The 17942-nt window shown below is 72.9% G+C and carries 17 protein-coding genes; 6 read left to right on the forward strand and 11 right to left on the reverse strand.

Features of this window, described 5'->3' with window-relative positions:
- Positions 1–122: 122 nt before the first annotated feature.
- Positions 123–590: an RDD family protein gene (locus tag ABT154_RS05770; protein WP_056560323.1), complete on the forward strand. Its 468-nt coding sequence runs from the start codon at positions 123–125 to the stop codon at positions 588–590.
- Positions 591–657: 67 nt separating this feature from the next.
- On the opposite strand, the gene ABT154_RS05775 is transcribed toward ABT154_RS05770, so the two are convergent.
- From ABT154_RS05775 to lipB, 4 genes are all read right to left on the reverse strand, one after another.
- Positions 658–1362 carry a DUF4191 domain-containing protein gene (locus tag ABT154_RS05775; protein ID WP_317875228.1) on the reverse strand — a complete coding sequence of 235 codons (705 nt, stop codon included), beginning with the start codon at positions 1360–1362 and terminating at the stop codon, positions 658–660.
- A 10-nt stretch (positions 1363–1372) separates the two neighbouring features.
- Positions 1373–1588 carry an SCO2195 family GlnR-regulated protein gene (locus tag ABT154_RS05780; RefSeq protein ID WP_351853327.1) on the reverse strand — a complete coding sequence of 72 codons (216 nt, stop codon included), beginning with the start codon at positions 1586–1588 and terminating at the stop codon, positions 1373–1375.
- Between the two features lie 399 nt (positions 1589–1987).
- Complete coding sequence (gene lipA / locus ABT154_RS05785) at positions 1988–2935, reverse strand: lipoyl synthase (protein WP_351853330.1); 948 nt, start codon at positions 2933–2935, stop codon at positions 1988–1990.
- Positions 2936–3037: 102 nt separating this feature from the next.
- On the reverse strand, positions 3038–3853 hold the full coding sequence (gene lipB / locus ABT154_RS05790; protein WP_351853332.1) for a lipoyl(octanoyl) transferase LipB: 816 nt from the start codon (positions 3851–3853) through the stop codon (positions 3038–3040).
- A 288-nt stretch (positions 3854–4141) separates the two neighbouring features.
- On the opposite strand from lipB, the gene ABT154_RS05795 reads away from it, so the two are divergent.
- Positions 4142–5812: an NsdA family TPR-like regulatory protein gene (locus tag ABT154_RS05795; RefSeq protein WP_351853334.1), complete on the forward strand. Its 1671-nt coding sequence runs from the start codon at positions 4142–4144 to the stop codon at positions 5810–5812.
- A 156-nt stretch (positions 5813–5968) separates the two neighbouring features.
- On the opposite strand, the gene ABT154_RS05800 is transcribed toward ABT154_RS05795, so the two are convergent.
- Together ABT154_RS05800 and ABT154_RS05805 are read right to left on the reverse strand one after the other, a co-directional pair.
- Positions 5969–7357, reverse strand: coding sequence for an NAD(P)/FAD-dependent oxidoreductase (locus ABT154_RS05800; RefSeq protein WP_351853337.1), 1389 nt, complete (start codon positions 7355–7357; stop codon positions 5969–5971).
- 206 nt (positions 7358–7563) lie between these two features.
- A complete protein-coding gene (locus tag ABT154_RS05805; protein ID WP_351853339.1) occupies positions 7564–8484 on the reverse strand; it encodes a TIGR01777 family oxidoreductase in 921 nt (306 codons plus the stop codon).
- Between the two features lie 38 nt (positions 8485–8522).
- On the opposite strand from ABT154_RS05805, the gene ABT154_RS05810 reads away from it, so the two are divergent.
- Complete coding sequence (locus ABT154_RS05810; RefSeq protein ID WP_351853341.1) at positions 8523–9020, forward strand: GNAT family N-acetyltransferase; 498 nt, start codon at positions 8523–8525, stop codon at positions 9018–9020.
- A 76-nt stretch (positions 9021–9096) separates the two neighbouring features.
- Here ABT154_RS05810 and ABT154_RS05815 read toward each other — a convergent pair whose 3' ends face one another.
- Positions 9097–9759 (reverse strand): TetR/AcrR family transcriptional regulator, encoded by a 663-nt coding sequence (locus ABT154_RS05815; RefSeq protein ID WP_351853343.1) that lies wholly within the window; start codon positions 9757–9759, stop codon positions 9097–9099.
- Between the two features lie 131 nt (positions 9760–9890).
- On the opposite strand from ABT154_RS05815, the gene ABT154_RS05820 reads away from it, so the two are divergent.
- Complete coding sequence (locus tag ABT154_RS05820; RefSeq protein WP_317876692.1) at positions 9891–10685, forward strand: SDR family NAD(P)-dependent oxidoreductase; 795 nt, start codon at positions 9891–9893, stop codon at positions 10683–10685.
- Positions 10685–11530: an SDR family NAD(P)-dependent oxidoreductase gene (locus tag ABT154_RS05825; protein WP_351853346.1), complete on the forward strand. Its 846-nt coding sequence runs from the start codon at positions 10685–10687 to the stop codon at positions 11528–11530. Before ABT154_RS05820 ends, ABT154_RS05825 begins: the two co-directional genes overlap by 1 nt.
- A gap of 77 nt (positions 11531–11607) precedes the next feature.
- Here the strand turns inward: ABT154_RS05825 and ABT154_RS05830 are convergent, their stop codons facing one another.
- Complete coding sequence (locus ABT154_RS05830; RefSeq protein WP_351854224.1) at positions 11608–12129, reverse strand: DUF4240 domain-containing protein; 522 nt, start codon at positions 12127–12129, stop codon at positions 11608–11610.
- A 99-nt stretch (positions 12130–12228) separates the two neighbouring features.
- Here ABT154_RS05830 and ABT154_RS05835 point away from each other — a divergent pair, with 99 nt between their 5' ends.
- On the forward strand, positions 12229–13149 hold the full coding sequence (locus ABT154_RS05835) for an SDR family oxidoreductase (RefSeq protein ID WP_351853349.1): 921 nt from the start codon (positions 12229–12231) through the stop codon (positions 13147–13149).
- Here ABT154_RS05835 and ABT154_RS05840 read toward each other — a convergent pair.
- From ABT154_RS05840 to ABT154_RS05850, 3 genes are all read right to left on the reverse strand, one after another.
- Entirely contained in the window at positions 13140–14129 is a 990-nt protein-coding gene (locus ABT154_RS05840; protein WP_351853352.1) for a helix-turn-helix transcriptional regulator, read from the reverse strand. The two genes, ABT154_RS05835 and ABT154_RS05840, sit on opposite strands and share 10 nt — an antisense overlap.
- A gap of 40 nt (positions 14130–14169) precedes the next feature.
- Positions 14170–16875, reverse strand: coding sequence for a pyruvate dehydrogenase (acetyl-transferring), homodimeric type (aceE, locus tag ABT154_RS05845; protein WP_351853354.1), 2706 nt, complete (start codon positions 16873–16875; stop codon positions 14170–14172).
- A gap of 328 nt (positions 16876–17203) precedes the next feature.
- The gene (locus ABT154_RS05850; RefSeq protein WP_351853357.1) at positions 17204–17827 is read right to left on the reverse strand and encodes a GntR family transcriptional regulator; all 624 of its coding nucleotides are present in this window, start codon (positions 17825–17827) and stop codon (positions 17204–17206) included.
- Positions 17828–17942: the final 115 nt, after the last annotated feature.

The following is a 17942-nucleotide window of genomic DNA, read 5'->3' on the forward strand; positions in this document are numbered from 1 at the left end:
TTTCGTCGAAGTTAACCGGGCTGGGTGTCCCCGGGGAGTTCCGGCGCGCTCGGCGGCCGGCCGGACCCGGCTACGCCCACCCGGGCCGAAGTGATCAAAAACGGGCGCAGTACCGTGGTCGGGTGGACAACAGGCAAGCACTCGGATCCTGGCTCTCCGGCCCCCGCGCGGCGGCCGAAGAGGCCGGCGTGGACTTCGGCTACCGCGGTCAGCAGCTGGGACTGCCCGAGGAGGGCCCCGGCTCGATCGCCCGCCCCGGACGGCGGCTCGGCGCCCTCGCCGTCGACTGGGCCCTCTGCACGCTGATCGCATACGGCTTGATCACCGACGGCTACAACCAGGCCACCGGCAACTGGGCCCTGGTCATCCTGCTCGTCCTGAGCGTGCTGACCGTCGGCACCATCGGCTCGACGCCGGGCAAGCGCCTCTTCGGCCTCCAGGTCGTCTCCGTGCACGGCGGGCGCCTCGGCCTGCCGCGGGTGGCGCTCCGCTCCCTGCTCGTCTGCCTGGCGCTCCCCGCCCTCATCTGGGACCGCGACGGCCGCGGCCTCCACGACCGCCTCTCCGGCGCCGTCCAGGTCCGCATCTGACGCGCCGGGCACGAGAAAGGCCCCGGACCGTTCCCACGGTCCGGGGCCTTTCTCGTCAGGTCGTGGATCAGCGCGCCTTTCCGCCGCGCGGCATCCGCATGCCCTTGGGCATGGGGCCCTTCGGCAGCGGCATGTTGCTCATGAGGTCGCCCATCGCCCGCAGCCGGTCGTTGGCCACCGTCACCTGCGGGCCGGTGAGCACCCGGGGCATCTTGAGCATGGTCGTGCGGAGCTTCTTCAGCGGCACCTGGCCCTCGCCGTCGCCGACGATGAGGTCGTGCACCGGCACGTCCACCACGACGCGGTTCATCCGCTTCTTCTCCGCCGCCAGCAGGGTCTTGACCCGGTTGGGGTTGCCCTCGGCCACCAGCACGATGCCGGCCCGGCCGACCGCCCGGTGCACGACGTCCTGGCTGCGGTTCATCGCGACCGCGGGGGTCGTCGTCCAGCCGCGCCCGACGTTCTGGAGCACCGCCGCCGCCGCGCCCGGCTGGCCCTCCATCTGCCCGAAGGCCGCGCGCTCGGCGCGCCGCCCGAACACGATGGCCGCCGCCAGGAGCGCCAGGACGAAGCCCAGGATGCCCAGGTAGACCGGGTGACCGATCAGGAAGCCGATCGCGAGGAGGACACCGAGTACGACGATGCCCACGCCAGCGACGACAAGCCCGACCTTAGGGTCAGCCTTTCGGGTCATCTTGTACGTGAGGGCGATCTGCTTGAGCCGCCCCTGGTTCGCAGCGTCAGCGCTGCCCGTGTTTGCCTTCCTCGCCATGTCCTGAAGTTTACGTGGCCCGGGAAGTCCGGCCCGACGCGACCTCCATTACGTGCTGGGCCTCGACCCGGTCCTTGGCGCGACGGCGGTCCTCCAGGACGGAGTTCCAGGCGTTGCGCCGGGCGGTGCGCTGCCCGGCCCCGAGGAGCAGTGACTCCACGGCCTTCAGGGCGTCGGTGACGGACGGGATCGCGGTGACGCGGACGTGCGCCGATGCGGCCGGCATGTCGGGGTCCTCCCTCGATTGCGGGTGAGACGAGGCGGGGGTGCGAGCGGATGGTGGCGGTGAGTGCTTCCAGGCTCACAGACTGGTGTTACCAGGGCGTGACCCGGTGGTCAAACACTGATGAAACGTTGATGCGCCCAGGTGGCGGAGCCCGGGGACGGCGACGCGGCCCGTACGTCCCCGCTGAGCTGCGGGGGCGTACGGACCGCGCCGGATCCGGCCACTACCGACCGGTAACTACTTGTGCTCGGATTCACACGGTGAACCCGGGATGTGATCCCACGGCTGCGCGGCGTTGTCCACCGCGCCGCGCTCCACCGGCTTCTGGTCGCGCTCCGCCTCGCCACCGCTCCGGCCGCGTGCCCGCCCTCGTTCCTCGGGCGGACCCACGACCTGCGCTCAGGCTCGGCTGCGCTGCTCCATCGCCTGCTGGAACAGACGGCCCGCGCGGTACGAGGAACGGACGAGCGGGCCCGACATCACGCCGGAGAAACCGATCTCGTCGGCCTCCTCCTTCAGCTCCACGAACTCCTGCGGCTTCACCCAGCGCTCCACGGGGTGGTGCCGGACCGAGGGGCGCAGGTACTGGGTGATCGTGATGAGCTCGCAGCCGGCGTCGTGCAGCTGCTGGAGCGCCTCGCTGACCTCCTCGCGGGTCTCGCCCATCCCGAGGATCAGGTTCGACTTCGTGACCAGACCGTAGTCACGGGCCTGCGTGATGACGTCGAGGGAACGCTCGTAACGGAAGCCCGGACGGATCCGCTTGAAGATCCGCGGCACCGTCTCCACGTTGTGCGCGAAGACCTCGGGGCGGGAGGCGAAGACCTCCGCCAGGAGCTCCGGCACCGCGTTGAAGTCGGGGGCCAGCAGCTCGACCTTGGTACGGCCGTCGGCGCGGTCCGCGGTCTGCTGGTGGATCTGGCGCACGGTCTCCGCGTACAGCCAGGCGCCGCCGTCCTCCAGGTCGTCGCGCGCGACGCCGGTGATGGTGGCGTAGTTCAGGTCCATCGTGACGACCGACTCGCCCACGCGGCGCGGCTCGTCCCGGTCCAGCGCCTCGGGCTTGCCCGTGTCGATCTGGCAGAAGTCGCAGCGCCGGGTGCACTGGTCACCGCCGATGAGGAAGGTGGCCTCGCGGTCCTCCCAGCACTCGAAGATGTTGGGACAGCCCGCCTCCTGGCAGACCGTGTGCAGGCCCTCGCTCTTCACGAGACTCTGCATCTTCGTGTACTCGGGCCCCATCTTCGCCCGGGTCTTGATCCACTCGGGCTTGCGCTCGATGGGGGTCTGGGCGTTCCGGACCTCCAGGCGCAGCATCTTGCGTCCGTCGGGTGCGACTGCGGACACATCGGCTCCTGTAGCTTCGATTCTTCGGCGCACACCAGGGTACGCCGTTGCTTCCCATGCCTTACTACGTCTGGCCAACCTCTGGCCAGCGCCCTGCATTCCTCAGACCGAGGCGGTTTCCGCCGCCATCGGAGGCTCGATCTCGCGCGGCCTGAGCTCCGCGCCCTCCAGGACGTCCCGCAGATGGCGCTCCGCCACCGGGAGCACCTCCTCGATCGTGACGTCCCGGCCCAGCTCGTTGGCGATCGAGGTGACGCCCGCGTCGCGGATGCCGCACGGGATGATCCGGTCGAACCAGGCGTTGTCCGGGTTCACGTTGAGCGCGAAGCCGTGCATCGTGACGCCCTTGGCGACCCGGATGCCGATGGCGGCGAGCTTGCGGTCCTCGCGACGCTGGCCGGCGTTGGACGGGGCGTACTCGGGGCCGTTCAGACGCGGGTCGAACTCCTCGTCGGTCAGCCGGGGGTCGAAGTCGAGCGAGAGCCCGCCGAGCGACGGCCGCTGCTCCACCGGGTCACCCAGGACCCAGACGCCGCTGCGCCCCTCGATCCGGGTCGTCCCGACGCCGAACTCGGCGGCCGTACGGATCAGCGCCTCCTCCAGCCGGCGGACATGCGCGACGACGTCCACCGGGCGGGGCAGCTTCATGATCGGGTAGCCGACCAGCTGGCCGGGGCCGTGCCAGGTGATCTTCCCGCCCCGGTCGACGTCCACCACGGGCGTCCCGTCGAGCGGGCGCTCGTTCTCCTGGGTGCGCCGGCCGGCCGTGTAGACCGGCGGGTGCTCCAGGAGCAGACAGGTGTCGTCGGTCTCGTCGGCGAACCGCGCGGCGTGCACTTCGCGCTGCTTGTCCCAGGCCACCTGGTACTCGACGGCTTCCGCGCCGAACCCAAGGCGGACGAATCGCAGCTCACTCACGGCCATGCCTCCTCCTGGGTGCCGTGGACCGGGGACCGGGGATCATCCCGGGCCGGCGCGGCACCATGCGTCATTCGCGCCCATGCCACTGTACGGCGGTGGCGGGGACGCCCCTCCAGCAGGTGGACGGGGGCGTCTACGTCAGCGATGCCGTCAATCCTCACACGATCGGATGAATGTGGGGCGAAGCTGGCGGTATGGGCCGTGAGGACCGCTAAATTCACGCCGTTCCATGAGGGTCCGACGGGGCTGCCGCCCGGACCCGGAAGGCAGGAGACCGCACAGCTGATGACGGAACGACCACCGCAGCGCATCCCGAACCGCCAGCTCGCCGCGCTCATCGCCGAAGCGGGGTTCTCCCACGCGGGGCTCGCGAGACGGGTCGACCAGCTCGGTCTGGAACACGGCCTCGACCTGCGGTACGACAAGACCTCGGTGACCCGCTGGCTCCGGGGCCAGCAGCCGCGCGGCACCACTCCCGCCCTCATCGCCGAGGTCTTCACCCGTCGGCTCGGCCGCCGTCTCTCCGCCCAGGACCTCGGTCTCGACGCCTGCGCGCCGGTCTACGCGGGCCTGGAGTTCGCCGCGACCCCGGAAGAGGCGGTCGACATCGTCAGCGGGCTCTGGCGCAAGGACTCCGGCAGCCACGCGGAACTCCGCAAGATCGCCTTCACCCCGGCGGGCCTGGTCGTGCCCAGCCGCGACTGGCTGATCGGTCGCGCCGACGACCGGGTCGCGCGCGGGGAGCAGCCCCCGGGTGCCCGCACCGCCGGCGGCGGCACGGCCAGGGTGACCGCCACCGCGCGCCTCGGGCAGGAGACACGGCTCGCGCACGACACCCGGCTCACCCGCGATTCCCGCCCAGGGAACGACTCCCGTCTCGGCGGACCCGGCGGTGACTCCCGTCCCGGGAGCGACTCCCGGGCCCCGTACGACCCCCGCGCCCCGCACGACAACCGTCCGCCCCACGACCCCCGCGCCCCGCTCGACCCCCGGGTGCCGCCGCAGGGCCGCGTCACGGTGCCCCGGCAGCGCGGTACGGACCGGGGGCCCGGTCAGCGGGTCTCCGGCGGGGACATCGCCGCCCTCCGCTCCGTCGGCGAACTCTTCCGCACCCTCGACCACGCCTACGGCGGCGGCCACGCCCGCCAGGCCCTCGTCCGCTACCTGGAGCACGAGACCGAGCCGATGCTGCGCGGGACGTACGGGGAGTCGGTGGGCCGCCGGCTCTTCGCCGCCGCCGCCGACCTCACCCGGCTCGCCGGGTGGACCTCGTACGACATCGCCGCCCACGGACTCGCCCAGCGCTACTTCGTACAGGCGCTGCGCCTCGCCCAGGCCGCCGGAGACCGGGCCTACGGCTCCTACGTCCTGCTCACCATGAGCTGCCAGGCCGTCTACCTCGGCCACGGCCGGGAGGCCGTGCAGCTCGCCCGGGTCGCCCAGCAGGGCGTCGGGCCCGGCGCACCGCCGGTCGTCCAGGCGATGCTGCACGCGGTCGAGGCGCGCGGGCACGCGGTCCTCTCCGAGGCCCGGGCGTGCAGCGCCTCCCTCGTACGGGCCGAGCGGGCCCTCGAAGCGTCCCGGCCGGGCGACGAGGTGCCGTACTGGGCCCGGACGTTCGACGAGGCCCAGCTCGCCGACGAGCTGTGCCACTGCCACCGGGACCTCCAGCAGTACCGCCCCGCCGCCCAGCACGCCGAGCGCGCCCTCCAGCTGAGCGCCCCCGGCTACGCCCGCAGCCGCCTCTTCTGCCGGGTGGTCCTGGCGACGTCGCGACTGGCCCTGGGCGAACTGGACCAGGCGTGCGCACTCGGCGCGGAGGCCGCCCAGCAGGCCTCGGAGATGAGGTCGGCGCGCGCGGTGGAGTACGTACGCGACTTCGAACGACGCCTGGAGCCGTACCGGGACGCGGCGGCGGCCCGCACCTACCGGGACCGGGTGGCCGCCATCGGCTGACCCGGCCCCGGGGCGCCCACCGGTCTCGCGCGGCCTCCCCCTCGGCCCGTGGTCAGCCGGGGCGCCCGCCTGGCTCAGGCGGTCTTCCCGGCCGTGGTCAGCCGGGGCGCCCGCCCGGCTCGGGCCGCCTCCCCGGCGGTGGTCACCCCGCCCGGCTCAGGCCGCCTCCTCCTCCGTCGTCGGCTCGCCCGGCGCCCGTAGACCCAGGTCGGTCAGCAGGGCCCCGGCCGCCCGGCGGCCCGAGGCCAGGGCGCCCTGCGGGGTGCTGGTGGCCCGGTGGTCGCCGCAGGCGTAGAGGCCCGCCAGCAGCCGGACCGGGCGGCGGGCGTCGTGCGGGGGCGCCATCGCGGGGACGGCGTCCCGGGTGTGGCGCAGGGCGAGCAGCTCCCACTCGTCCGTCGACGTGCCGTACAGCGTGGCCAGGTGCTTGCGGACCCGTCGCTCCGTGTCGTCCGGCGGCGCCCCGAGGACCGTCGAGGTGATCAGGGCCCGGCCCTCCGGCGCCCTGCTGGGATCCACCGCGCTCATCACGGCGGTGTGGGCCACCGGTCCGCCCGGGTCGGACTCCAGGAGCAGCGTCGGGTCCGTCGTCGGCGCCACCGGCGCCGTGTGGTGCAGCACCGTCACCGGGTGGAAGGCCGGCCGGCGCAGACCGGGCAGCAGTTCGGCGGCCGTCCGCGCCCCCGTCGCGATGACGACCGACCGGCAGCGAAACACCCCGTGCCGCTCCGTCGTCACCCGCGAGATCGACGCCTCCGTGACCCGGACCCCGGTCCGGACCGTGCCCGGCGGCAGCGCCGCCGCCAGCCGCTCCGGGAGCGCCGCCGAACCGCCCCCGGGGACGGTCAGCCTGCCCCGGGCGAAGGCGCGCAGCGCGAGATCGGCGTGCCGGCTCGACATGCCGAGGTCCGGGTCGCCGAGCAGCGCCGCGAGCAGCGGGCGCAGCACCCCCTGCACGGTCCTGGCGGGCAGCCGGGCGGTCAGCGCCTCGCGGGCGGTCCGCTCGGGGCGGGCGAGCACGCGCTGCGTCGGGGTCGCGGCCAGCCGGACCAGGGACGCGCCGAGCCGAGCCTGGTCGAGCGAGGCGGCCGGATGACGGGGGGCGCTCGCGAGGGCGCGCGCCACGCTGAACGCTCCCCCCACGCTCCGATGGCCCGCTCCCCGTGGCCCGCCCGGCGCCCGGCGCGGGTGCGAGGCGCCCCACCGCGCGTACCGGCCGTCGCTGTGCACGAGCACGCCCGGAGCGAAGGAGCGCAGCACCAGGCCGTCGAGGCCGGGTACGGCGCGCAGCTCCTCGTACGACAGGGTGAGCAGCGGCCCGACCCGGTCGAGCAGGAAGCCGTCGACGGCCTCGGTGGCCATCCGGCCCCCGATCCGCGGCTCCGCCTCCAGGACGGCGACGGAGAGCCCGGCGCCGGTCAGCCGATGGGCGGCGGCGAGTCCCGCGACCCCGGCTCCCACGACGACGACGTCGACGGCCCGCGTGCCGTCGTCCTCGACGTCCGTACGCTGTGCGGTCCTTGCGCTGTCTGCGCTGTTGAGCACGTGCCCCTCCCCAGGTCGGCGCGGCCGGTGGGATGCCTATGCCCCCAACAGGCCTCCGGAATGCCCGAGTTCGCCGTTCTCGTCGAGCCTAGGCAGCGCTCCCACGGGTGCCATCCGCGCGCACCGGGGTGCTTGTGGCACGGGGGAGCGCAGAGGTACGGGGAGGGGAAGGACCGGTGCCGGAAGCGGGCGGGCCGGTGCCGGGTTCAGTGGGCGGCGGCCCTGATCGCGTCGTCGATCGTCGGGAACGCGAACTCGAAGCCTGTCTCCAACAGGCGCCCCGGCAGCACCCGCTGACTGCCCAGCACGTCCTGTGCGAAGTCGCCGAGCACCAGTCTCAGCGCGGGCGCGGGCACCGTGAGGACGGTCGGCCGGTGCAGCACCCGGCCCATCGCCGCCGTCACCTCGCGGTTGGTGACGGGGTCGGGGGCCGTCAGGTTCACCGGGCCGGAGAGCGCCGGGGTGTCGACGAGATGGCGCAGGGCGGCCACCTCGTCGTGGAGGGAGATGTACGACCAGTACTGGCGGCCGTCGCCCATCCGCCCGCCGAGCCCCGCGCGGAAGAGCGGAAAGAGCCGCCCCCACGCCCCGCCCTCGCGCGCCACGACCAGGCCGGTGCGGGCGTACGCGACCCGGATGCCGGCCTCCTCGGCGGGCGCGGCGGCGGCCTCCCACTCCACGCAGACCTCGGGCAGGAAGCCCGTTCCCGCGGGGGCGCTCTCGTCGACCGCGCGGCTGCCGGTGTCCCCGTACCAGCCGAGCGCCGTGCCGCACACCAGGGACTCCGGCGGCTGCGCGAGCGAGGCGAGGGCCTGGGCGATCGCGGTCGTGCCGAGCACCCGGCTGTCCCGGATCTCCCGCTTGTACGCCTCGTTCCAGCGGCGCTCGCCGACGCCTGCGCCCGCCAGGTGCACGACGGAGTCCACGCCGACGAGCCCGGCGGCGTCCACGTACAGCCGCTTCGGGTCCCAGGTGACCTCGTCGGCGGTCCGAGCGGGCCGGCGGACCAGCCGGAGGACGTCGTGGCCGTCGGCGCGCAGGGAGCGGACCAGGGCCGAGCCGATGAGCCCGGAGGCGCCGGTGACGGCGATGCGCTTGCGAGTGGCGGAACGCTGCATGGGCACCATCCTGCCCTCCCCGGCGGGCGCGTGGCACAGTGGCCGTCATGATCGTGCCGGAGACGCTGATACGTACCGCCGTGCAGGACGACGACGCCGCTCTGGCGGAGCTCGACCGGACCACCTGGTCGACCCTGCACGCGGTGCTGCCCGCCCCGGAGCCGGGCGAGCCCTTCTTCGACGCGCGCCATCTGCCAGGGGACTACCTCGTGGCCGTGCGTGGCGGAGGCGTCGTCGGCTACGTCCGGGTGGTGCCGCCGACGCCGCTCGCCGCCACCGCGCACGTCCGGCAGATCCAGGGCCTGGCCGTCGCCGGGTCCGCCCGGGGGCTCGGCGTGGCGCGGGCGCTGCTGCGGGCCGCGATGGGGCTGGCCAGGGAGCAGGGCGCCGTCCGGATCACCCTGCGGGTGCTCGGCCACAACGCCCCGGCGCGCGCCCTCTACGCCTCCGAGGGCTTCGCGGTGGAGGGGGTGCTGCCGGGCGAGCTGTTCATCGGCGGGGAGTACGTGGACGACGTCCTGATGGGCCGCTCGCTGCTCGACTGAGGCGCGGGGGCCGCGGGCCCCGCCGGTCGGTACGCGGCGGAGGCGTACGGAGACGGCCTGCCCGTCGGTACCCGCCCTACGCGCCGTCGCCCGGGTTCAGCAGGCGCATCCCGCCCATCAGCTCGCGCAGGCAGCGGACCGCCAGGCCGGCCGGGGAGCCCTCGCCGGTGACCGGGGCGTCCGACTCCGCCCAGCTCTCCAGGGCGATCCGGATCGCGTCCGTGGCCGCCGCCGCCGCGAGCCGTACCTCCAGCGGGTCCGCGTCCGGCCCGGCGAGCCCGGCGACGACCTCGCGCAGCCGCTCCTCGGACTCCTGGTTGACCCGGTACCAGACCGCCCGCAGCGCGGGGTCCTCGATGGCGGCGCGCAGCAGCCCGCGCGTCCAGCGGAGTCCCTCCGCCGCCTCCTCGTCCCGGGCGTTCAGCGAGGCGGCGATCGAGCGTTCCAGGGCCTCGGGCAGGGCCGCGCCCGGCTCCGTGGTGGCGAGGATCTCGCGCCAGCGGTCGGCGCCGCCCGCGAGGAGGGGGGCGACGGCGTCCTGCTTGGAGCGGAAGTAGCGGTAGAAGGTGCGCAGCGCGACGCCGGCCCGCTGGGCGATGTCCTCGGCGGTGGTGCCGTCGGGGCCGCGCTCGGTGAAGAGCTCGGCGGCGGCGCGCGCTATGTCCAGCTGGGTGGCGGCCTTGCGCCGTTCCGTCAGCGTCCGGGTGGGGGGCGTGGCGCCCTCGGGCTTGGTGCTCACCGTACGAAGAGTACGCCCGTGACTGCCGAGCGTGCACGCTGTGCAGCTGTGGCAAAACGTGCCATGTGGGCGTACGGTGGCATGGTCCCCGGGAACGTTCCCCGGAATCTTGAGATCGAGAGGTTGCCGCCATGAACCAGCTCACCCGATACGAAGGACGCCGCGCCCTCATCACCGGCGGCGGCTCCGGCATCGGTCAGGCCACCGTCCTGCGCGTGCTCGCCGAGGGTGGCCGGGTCGTGGCCGCCGACATCAGCGAGGACGGCCTCAAGGACACCGTCGCCAAGGCCGGCGACGCCGCCGACCGCCTCACCACCGTGGTCCTGAACGTCGCCGACGAGGCCTCCGTACGCGCCGGCGTCGCCGCCGCCGTCGAGGCGCTCGGCGGCCTGGACGTCCTGGTCAACGCGGCCGGCATCCTGCGCTCCTCGCACACCCACGAGACCAGCCTCGACTCCTTCGAGCAGGTGCTCCGGATCAACCTCACCGGCACCTTCCTCATGATTCGCGAGGCGATCCCGGCCCTCCTGGAGGGCAACGGCTCCGCCGTCGTGAACTTCTCCTCCACCTCCGCCATGTTCGCCCACCCCTACATGGCGGCCTACGCGGCCAGCAAGGGCGGCATCCAGTCGATGACCCACGCGCTCGCCGCCGAGTACGCCGGGCGGGGCATCCGCTTCACCGCCGTGCAGCCCGGCTCCATCTCCTCCGGCATGACCGACGGCACCGGCGCCAGCCGCCAGAGCGTCGGCCCCGGCCTCCCCGAGGACGCCGACCTCTCGCTCTTCGTGAAGCTCGCCCCCGCCCTCGGCCAGGGCTTCGCCGGCCCCGAGACCGTCGCCGGCGTCGTCGCGATGCTGGCCTCCGACGACGGCCGCTTCATCACCGGCACCGAGGTCCGCATCGACGGCGGGACGCACTTCTGATGAGCGCCTCCTCGCCGGCCGCCGAGGTCTTCGGCGGACGTACGGCCGTCATCACCGGCGCCTCCTCCGGGATCGGCTCCGGCCTCGCCCGGCACGCCGCCGGGCTCGGCATGAAGCTGGTCCTCGCCGACATCGCCGCCGACCGCCTCGCCGTCTTCGCCGAGGAGCTGCGGGCCGTCGGCGCCGAGGTGGAGGCCGTGGTGACCGACGTCGCCGACGCCGCCTCGGTCGAGGCCCTCGCCGACACCGCGTACACCCGCTTCGGCACGGTCGACCTGCTCGTCAACAACGCCGGGATCATGTCCATGGGCTGGTCCTGGGAGATCCCGGCCGAGCGCTGGGACGCCATGCTCCGGATCAACATCGGCGGCTACGTCAACGGCATCCGCGCCTTCGTGCCGCGCATGCTGGAGCGCGGCGAGAAGGCCTGGGTGGTGAACGTGTCGTCCATCGGCGGCATGCTGCCCAGCCCGCTGATGGCCCCGTACAGCGTCACCAAGTTCGGCACGCTCGCCCTCACCGAGTCGCTGCACTACGAGATGCTGATGAAGGGCGCCCCGATCCAGGTGTCCGTCGTGACCCCCGGCTCGGTCAAGAGCGAGATCTTCAAGGCGGCCAGGCCCGGCGAGACGGTCCCGCCCGAGATCGCCGCCTTCAACGAGCAGCTCCAGACCCTCGCCGACGAGCACGGGCTCACCCCCGAGGAGCACGCCGAGCGCGTCTTCGAGATGGTCGCCGAGGGCAAGTACTGGGCGATCCCCCAGCCCGAGCAGCTCTTCCCGGCGCTCCAGCCGCGCACGGACATGATCCTCGGCCAGGAGAACCCCCGGCTCCAACTGGGCTGAACCACCCGGGGTGCTGAACCACCCGGGGTGCTGAACCACCCGGGGGTTACGGAGCCCTCCCTCCGTGCCCCCGGGTCCTACCCCGCCCCGAACCGCTCCCACAGGCGCGGGAAGCGGGACGCGAGCACATCGTCGTCCGCCAGGTCGAAGGGCGTGCCGAGCGGCTCCCCGCCCGGCACCGGAATGCCCAGCTCCGGGGTCTCGGCGCCGGTCAGCTGCTCGTACGCCTCGTCCGCCGCGAAACCGATCTCCTCGCCGTCCCCGTCGATCTCCGTGTCGAAGTCGTCGAGCAGCTCCGCCAGCGCGTCCGGATCGTGCACCGCGCCCTCGTACACCTCCCGGCCCTGCCCGATGAGCCAGCAGCGGAACGAGTCGAAGGACTCCTCGCCCGCCCCGTCGAACAGCACGGCCGCCGCGCCCCACAGATCCCAGAGGTACGCCCGGTTGTAGCGGGCCTCGAAATGGCGCGCGTAGTCGAGCACGGAGTCGGGGTCAAGGCGCGTCAGCCGTTCCACGAGCAGATCGGCCTGCTCCTCGGGGTCGCCCTCGGCGGCCTCGCGGCTGGCGTCGATGATCTCCCAGAACTCGGTCTCGTCCATCACGGGACCAGCATCGTGGCTCGGAGGGTGCGACGCACCCGGAAAGCCCGAAATGAAACCGGACAGAAGATGTCGGGTATTCCGGGAAGACTCCTCCGCATGACGACGAAGACGAAGCCACTGCACGGACGGATCTGCCTGGTCGCCGGGGCCACCCGGGGCGCGGGGCGGGGCATCGCGGTCCAGCTCGGCGCGGCGGGAGCCACGGTGTACGTCACCGGGCGGACCACCCGCGAGCGCGTCAGCGAGGTCGGCCGGGCCACCGAGACCATCGAGGAGACGGCCGAACTGGTGACGGCGGCCGGCGGCGAGGGCGTCGCCGTACCCACCGACCACCTGGAGCCCGAACAGGTCCGGGCGCTGGTCGACCGGATCGACCGGGAGCGGGGGCGGCTCGACGTCCTCGTCAACGACGTGTGGGGCGGCGAGCACCTCCTCGCCTTCGGGAAGAAGACCTGGGAGAACGACCTCGGCGGCGGTCTCAGGATGCTCGAACTCGGGGTGCGGACCCATGCCGTCACCTCCCACACCGCGCTGCCGCTGCTGATCCGCCACCCCGGTGGTCTCGTCGTCGAGGTCACCGACGGCACCGCCGAGTACAACCGCACCCGCTTCCGCGAGAACCTCTTCTACGACCTCGCCAAGAACGCCCCGATCCGGATGGCCTTCGGCCTCGCGAAGGAGCTGGAGGAGTCCGGCGGCACGGCGGTCGCGCTCACCCCCGGCTGGCTCAGGTCCGAGCAGATGCTCGCCGGCTTCGGGGTCACCGAGGAGAACTGGCGCGACGCCACCGTGAAGATCCCCGACTTCGCGATGTCCGAGTCCCCGGTGTACGTGGGCAGGGCGGTCGCCGCCCTCGCCGCCGACCCCGGCCGGCACCGCTGGAACGGACAGTCGCTCTCCAGCGGACAGCTCGCCGGGGAGTACGGCTTCACCGACGCGGACGGCTCGCGGCCGGACGCCTGGGGCTTCATCGTCGCGGGCGAGACAGGGACGCCGGACGTGAACGACTACCGGTAGAGCGCGGCCGTGCGCCGGGCCGCCTCGGCGAACCGCTCGCGCAGGGAGGCGGGGGCCAGCACCTCCGCCTCCGGGCCGAGCCCGAACAGCTGGGAGAAGGCCACCTCCTCGCTCTCCACCGGGAGCGTCACCGTCACGTACCCCTCCCCGCCGGCCGCCACCCCGTCGGCCGCGTCCCCGGAGACCCCCGCCGCGAGCGCCTCCTCGGCCGCCGCCCGGTCCGTCACGTACGGCAGCCGGCGCGCGCCCGCGTCCGTGAGCCGTACGACGACCTCGGCGCGCAGGATCGACCGGGCGAACTCCGCCGCCCGCTCCTCCCAGAAGGCGGACAGGTCGAAGTCCTCCTCCCGGACGAAACGCTCCCCGCCGACCGCGACCGCCGTGAAACGGTCCACCCGGTACGTACGGAACGAGGAACCGGCCCTGGCGCAGACGTACCAGACGCCCGCCTTCAGGACGAGCCCGTACGGCGCGAGTTCGCGCTCCACCTCGGTGTCCCCGCGCCGGTAGCGCGCCCGGACCATCAGGTCGTCCCAGACCGCCTCGGCGATCGGGGCGAGCAACTCCGGGGTCTCCGGCTCCTGGTACCAGCCGGGGGCGTCCAGATGGAAGCGCCGCGCAGCCGAGACCGGCGCGTCCCGCAGCGAGGGCAGCAGGGCGGCGCTCACCTTCAGCCGCGCGGAGGAGGCGGCGTCCGCGAGCCCCATGTCCCGCAGGGCACCGGGGAGCCCGGAGAGGAACAGCGCCTCCGCCTCACCGCGCTCCAGCCCGGTGAGGCGCGTGCGGTACCCGCCGACGAGCCGGTACCCACCGGCCCTGCCCCGGTCCGCATACACCGGAACCCCCGCCTCCGAGAGGGCGAGGGCATCACGGGTGACGGTCCGTTCGGACACCTCCAGCTCGGCCGCGAGTTCGGCCGCCGTCATCGAGGGACGGGACTGGAGGAGCAGGACCATCTTGATCAGCCGGGCGGCACGCATGACTCCATCATGCGTGCCCGCACCGACAACCGGACCCGGCCTACAGGCCGTAGCGCTCGCGCGCCTCCTTCACGGCCGCGGCGGGGACCTCGCCGCGGCGGGCGAGCTGCGCGAGGGCCGCGACGACGATCGACTGCGCGTCGACGCCGAAGTGGCGGCGGGCCGCGTCACGGGTGTCCGAGAGGCCGAAGCCGTCGGCGCCCAGCGAGGACCAGTCCTGCTCGACCCACTGCGCGATCTGGTCCGGGACCTGGCGCATGTAGTCGGAGACCGCGAGGACCGGGGAGTCGACGCCCTCCAGGGCCTTGCGGATGTACGGCACCTGCTCCTCGCCGCGCAGCAGCGCCGCGTCGGCCTCCAGCGCGTCGCGCCGCAGCTCCGTCCAGGAGGTCGCGGACCACACGTCGGCGCCCACGCCCCACTCGGCGGCGAGCAGCTTCTGCGCCTCCAGGGCCCAGTGGATGGCCGTACCGGAGGAGAGCAGCTGGATGCGCGAGGCGTTCGCCGGGAGGTCGAGACCGGCCGACTCCGCCGTGTTGAAGCGGTAGAGGCCCTTGACGATGCCCTCGTCGATCCCGGCCGGCTTGGCCGGCTGCGGCATCGGCTCGTTGTACACGGTGAGGTAGTAGAAGACGTTCTGGTCCTCGCCCTCGGCGGCCTCGCCGTACATCCGGCGCAGGCCCTCCTTGACGATGGCCGCGACCTCGTAGGCGAACGCCGGGTCGTACGTCAGCGCCGCCGGGTTGGTCGCCGCGATCACCGGCGAGTGGCCGTCGGCGTGCTGCAGGCCCTCACCGGTCAGGGTCGTACGGCCCGCGGTGGCGCCGACGAGGAAGCCGCGGCCCAGCTGGTCGCCGAGCTGCCACATCTGATCGGCGGTCCGCTGCCAGCCGAACATCGAGTAGAAGATGTAGAACGGGATCATCGCCTCGCCGTGCGTGGAGTACGCGGTGGAAGCGGCGATGAAGTCGGCCATCGAACCGGCCTCGGTGATCCCCTCGTTGAGGATCTGGCCGTTCTTGGCCTCCTTGTAGTACATCAGCTGGTCGCGGTCGACCGGCTCGTACGTCTGGCCCTTCGGCGAGTAGATGCCGAGCGACGGGAACAGCGACTCCATACCGAAGGTACGGGCCTCGTCCGGGACGATCGGGACCCAGCGCCTGCCGGTCTCCTTGTCGCGGATCAGGTCCTTGATCAGACGCACGAAGGCCATCGTCGTCGCCATCGACTGCGCGCCGGAGCCCTTGTCGAAGGCGGTGAAGGCCTTCTCGGCCGGGGCCGGCAGCGGGGCGAGCGGCCGGGTGCGGCGGGCCGGGGCCGGGCCGCCGAGGGCCGCGCGGCGCTCCTGGAGGTAGCGGACCTCGGGGGAGTCGACGCCGGGGTGGCCGTAGGGCACCTGGCCGTCGGCGAACTGCGCGTCCGAGATGGGGAGTTCGAGAAGGTCACGCATGTTCTTGAACTCGTCGGTCGTCAGCTTCTTCATCTGGTGGTTCGCGTTCTTCGACGCGAAGCCCTCACCCAGGGTGTGACCCTTGACGGTCTGCGCGAGGATGACCGTCGGCGCGCCCTTGAACTCCACGGCGGCCTTGTACGCGGCGTACACCTTGCGCGGCTCGTGGCCACCGCGCGAGAGGTGGAAGCACTCCAGGATCTTGTCGTCGCTCAGCAGCTGGGCCATCGCGGCGAGCGCGGGGTCCTTGCCGAAGAAGTCCTGCCGGATGTAGGCGGCGTCGCGGGTCTGGTACGTCTGGACCTGCGCGTCCGGCACCTCGCGGAGGCGGCGGACCAGGGCGCCGGTGGTGTCGAGGGCGAACAGCTCGTCCCAGGCGTTGCCCCACAGCGACTTCACGACGTTCCAGCCGGCGCCGCGGAACTGGGCCTCCAGCTCCTGCACGATCTTGAAGTTGGCGCGGACCGGGCCGTCGAGGCGCTGCAGGTTGCAGTTGACGACGAAGGTCAGGTTGTCCAGACCCTCGCGGGCGGCCAGGGCGAGGGCCGCGGTCGACTCGGGCTCGTCCATCTCGCCGTCACCGAGGAACGCCCACACGTGCGAGGCGGAGACGTCCTTGATGGAGCGGTTGGTCAGGTAGCGGTTGAAGCGCGCCTGGTAGATCGCGGAGAGCGGGCCCAGACCCATGGAGACGGTGGGGAACTCCCACAGCCAGGGGAGGCGCCGCGGGTGCGGGTAGGAGGGCAGGCCGTTGCCGCCGGACTCCTGCCGGAAGTTGTCGAGGTGGGCCTCGTTCAGGCGCCCGTCCAGGAACGCGCGGGCGTAGATGCCGGGGGAGGCGTGGCCCTGGATGTAGAGCTGGTCGCCGGAACCGTCGGCTTCCTTGCCCTTGAAGAAGTGGTTGAAGCCGGTCTCGTACAGCCAGGCGGCCGACGCGAAGGTGGCGATGTGACCGCCGACGCCGTACTTCGAGCCGCGGGTGACCATCGCGGCCGCGTTCCAGCGGTTCCAGGCGGTGATCCGGCGCTCCATGTCCTCGTCGCCGTCGAAGTCGGCGCCCGTCGGCTCGGCGGAGGTCGGGATGGTGTTGACGTAGTCCGTCTCCAGCAGCTTGGGCAGGGCCAGGCCCGCGCCCTCGGCGTGCTGGAGCGTGCGGCGCATCAGGTAGGCGGCCCGGTGGGGGCCGGCGGCCTTGGTGACGGCGTCCAGGGAGGCCGCCCACTCGGCGGTCTCCTCGGTGTCACGGTCCGGGAGCTGGTCGAGCTCGCTCGGAATCTTGCCTACGGGATCGGTCATGATCGCCGCCTTCCGGACAGATGGGGGTGGAGAAGGGGTGCCTTGTCTGGCAGGACAGGGCTGAGGGCCGGGTAGCGGCCCGCCGAAGACTGTAAACCGCCGATCGATGATCGATCAAAGGGTTGAAGGGGAAAACCTCTTCAGATCGAGAAAGTCGGCACAGGGTGCCAAGGAAGGGGGCACCCGGTGCCTCGAATGTGGCCTGTTTTCGCAGGTCGGAGGCGCTTTCTGAGTGGGTGCTCGCACGAATGAGCGGGCCCGCCGGAAGGCGGACCCACTCACTCTGCGTAAACCCTGGCCAGGGATTTCAGGGGTGTCAGGGGCTCTGTCAGGCCCTGGGGGCGCAGCCCAGCACATGCGCCTTCACCAGGGCCCCGATGTTCGGGTCACCCCTGCGGAAGGCCTCCACCAGCTCCTGGTGCTCCTCCGCGTACGACTTCTGGACCGTGCCCAGCCAGCGGATCGACAGGGCCGTGAAGACCTCGATGCCGAGCGTCTCCCAGGTGTGCAGCAGCACGCTGTTCCCGGCGGCCTTCACCAGCTCCCGGTGGAAGGCCACCGTGTGCCGCACCTGCGCCGTCCCGTCGGAGCTCGCGTCGGCCTCGTAGAGGGCCGCCACGTGCGGTTCCAGGGACGAGCAGTCCGCCGCCAGCCGTCCGGCCGCCAGCTCGGCCGCGATCTGCTCCAGACCGGCCCGGACGGGGTAGCTCTCCTCCAGGTCGGCCGCGGTCAGATTGCGGACCCGGACGCCCTTGTTCGGCGCCGACTCGATCAGCCGCAGCGACTCCAGCTCGCGCAGTGCCTCGCGGACCGGGGTCTGGGAGACCTCCAGCTCGGTCGCGATCCGGCGCTCCACGATGCGCTCGCCCGGCTTCCAGCGGCCGCTGACGATCCCCTCCACGATGTGCTCGCGGATCTGCTCGCGCAGCGAGTGGACGACGGGGACGGTCATGAAGCGGCTCCTCGGGGAGTGTTGACTCTCAAGACAATACGGCGGCGCCCCCGCCCGGAAACACTTCCGGACGGGGGCGCTGCAGGTGAGGCTCGTTACGTTGCCTCCGCGTATG

This window comes from Streptomyces sp. NPDC001728 (assembly GCF_040297565.1).
Lineage (GTDB): Bacteria > Actinomycetota > Actinomycetes > Streptomycetales > Streptomycetaceae > Streptomyces.

What these genes read in the sequence shown, in the direction of transcription:
- ABT154_RS05775 (WP_317875228.1), bottom strand. Translation starts at nt 1,362, where the DNA reads ATGGCGAGGAAGGCAAACACGGGCAGCGCTGACGCTGCGAACCAGGGG.
- ABT154_RS05780 (WP_351853327.1), bottom strand. Translation starts at nt 1,588, where the DNA reads ATGCCGGCCGCATCGGCGCACGTCCGCGTCACCGCGATCCCGTCCGTC.
- ABT154_RS05795 (WP_351853334.1), top strand. Translation starts at nt 4,142, where the DNA reads ATGACGGAACGACCACCGCAGCGCATCCCGAACCGCCAGCTCGCCGCG.
- ABT154_RS05805 (WP_351853339.1), bottom strand. Translation starts at nt 8,484, where the DNA reads ATGGTGCCCATGCAGCGTTCCGCCACTCGCAAGCGCATCGCCGTCACC.
- ABT154_RS05810 (WP_351853341.1), top strand. Translation starts at nt 8,523, where the DNA reads ATGATCGTGCCGGAGACGCTGATACGTACCGCCGTGCAGGACGACGAC.
- ABT154_RS05820 (WP_317876692.1), top strand. Translation starts at nt 9,891, where the DNA reads ATGAACCAGCTCACCCGATACGAAGGACGCCGCGCCCTCATCACCGGC.
- ABT154_RS05825 (WP_351853346.1), top strand. Translation starts at nt 10,685, where the DNA reads ATGAGCGCCTCCTCGCCGGCCGCCGAGGTCTTCGGCGGACGTACGGCC.
- ABT154_RS05830 (WP_351854224.1), bottom strand. Translation starts at nt 12,129, where the DNA reads ATGGACGAGACCGAGTTCTGGGAGATCATCGACGCCAGCCGCGAGGCC.
- ABT154_RS05835 (WP_351853349.1), top strand. Translation starts at nt 12,229, where the DNA reads ATGACGACGAAGACGAAGCCACTGCACGGACGGATCTGCCTGGTCGCC.
- ABT154_RS05840 (WP_351853352.1), bottom strand. Translation starts at nt 14,129, where the DNA reads ATGCGTGCCGCCCGGCTGATCAAGATGGTCCTGCTCCTCCAGTCCCGT.
- aceE (WP_351853354.1), bottom strand. Translation starts at nt 16,875, where the DNA reads ATGACCGATCCCGTAGGCAAGATTCCGAGCGAGCTCGACCAGCTCCCG.
- ABT154_RS05850 (WP_351853357.1), bottom strand. Translation starts at nt 17,827, where the DNA reads ATGACCGTCCCCGTCGTCCACTCGCTGCGCGAGCAGATCCGCGAGCAC.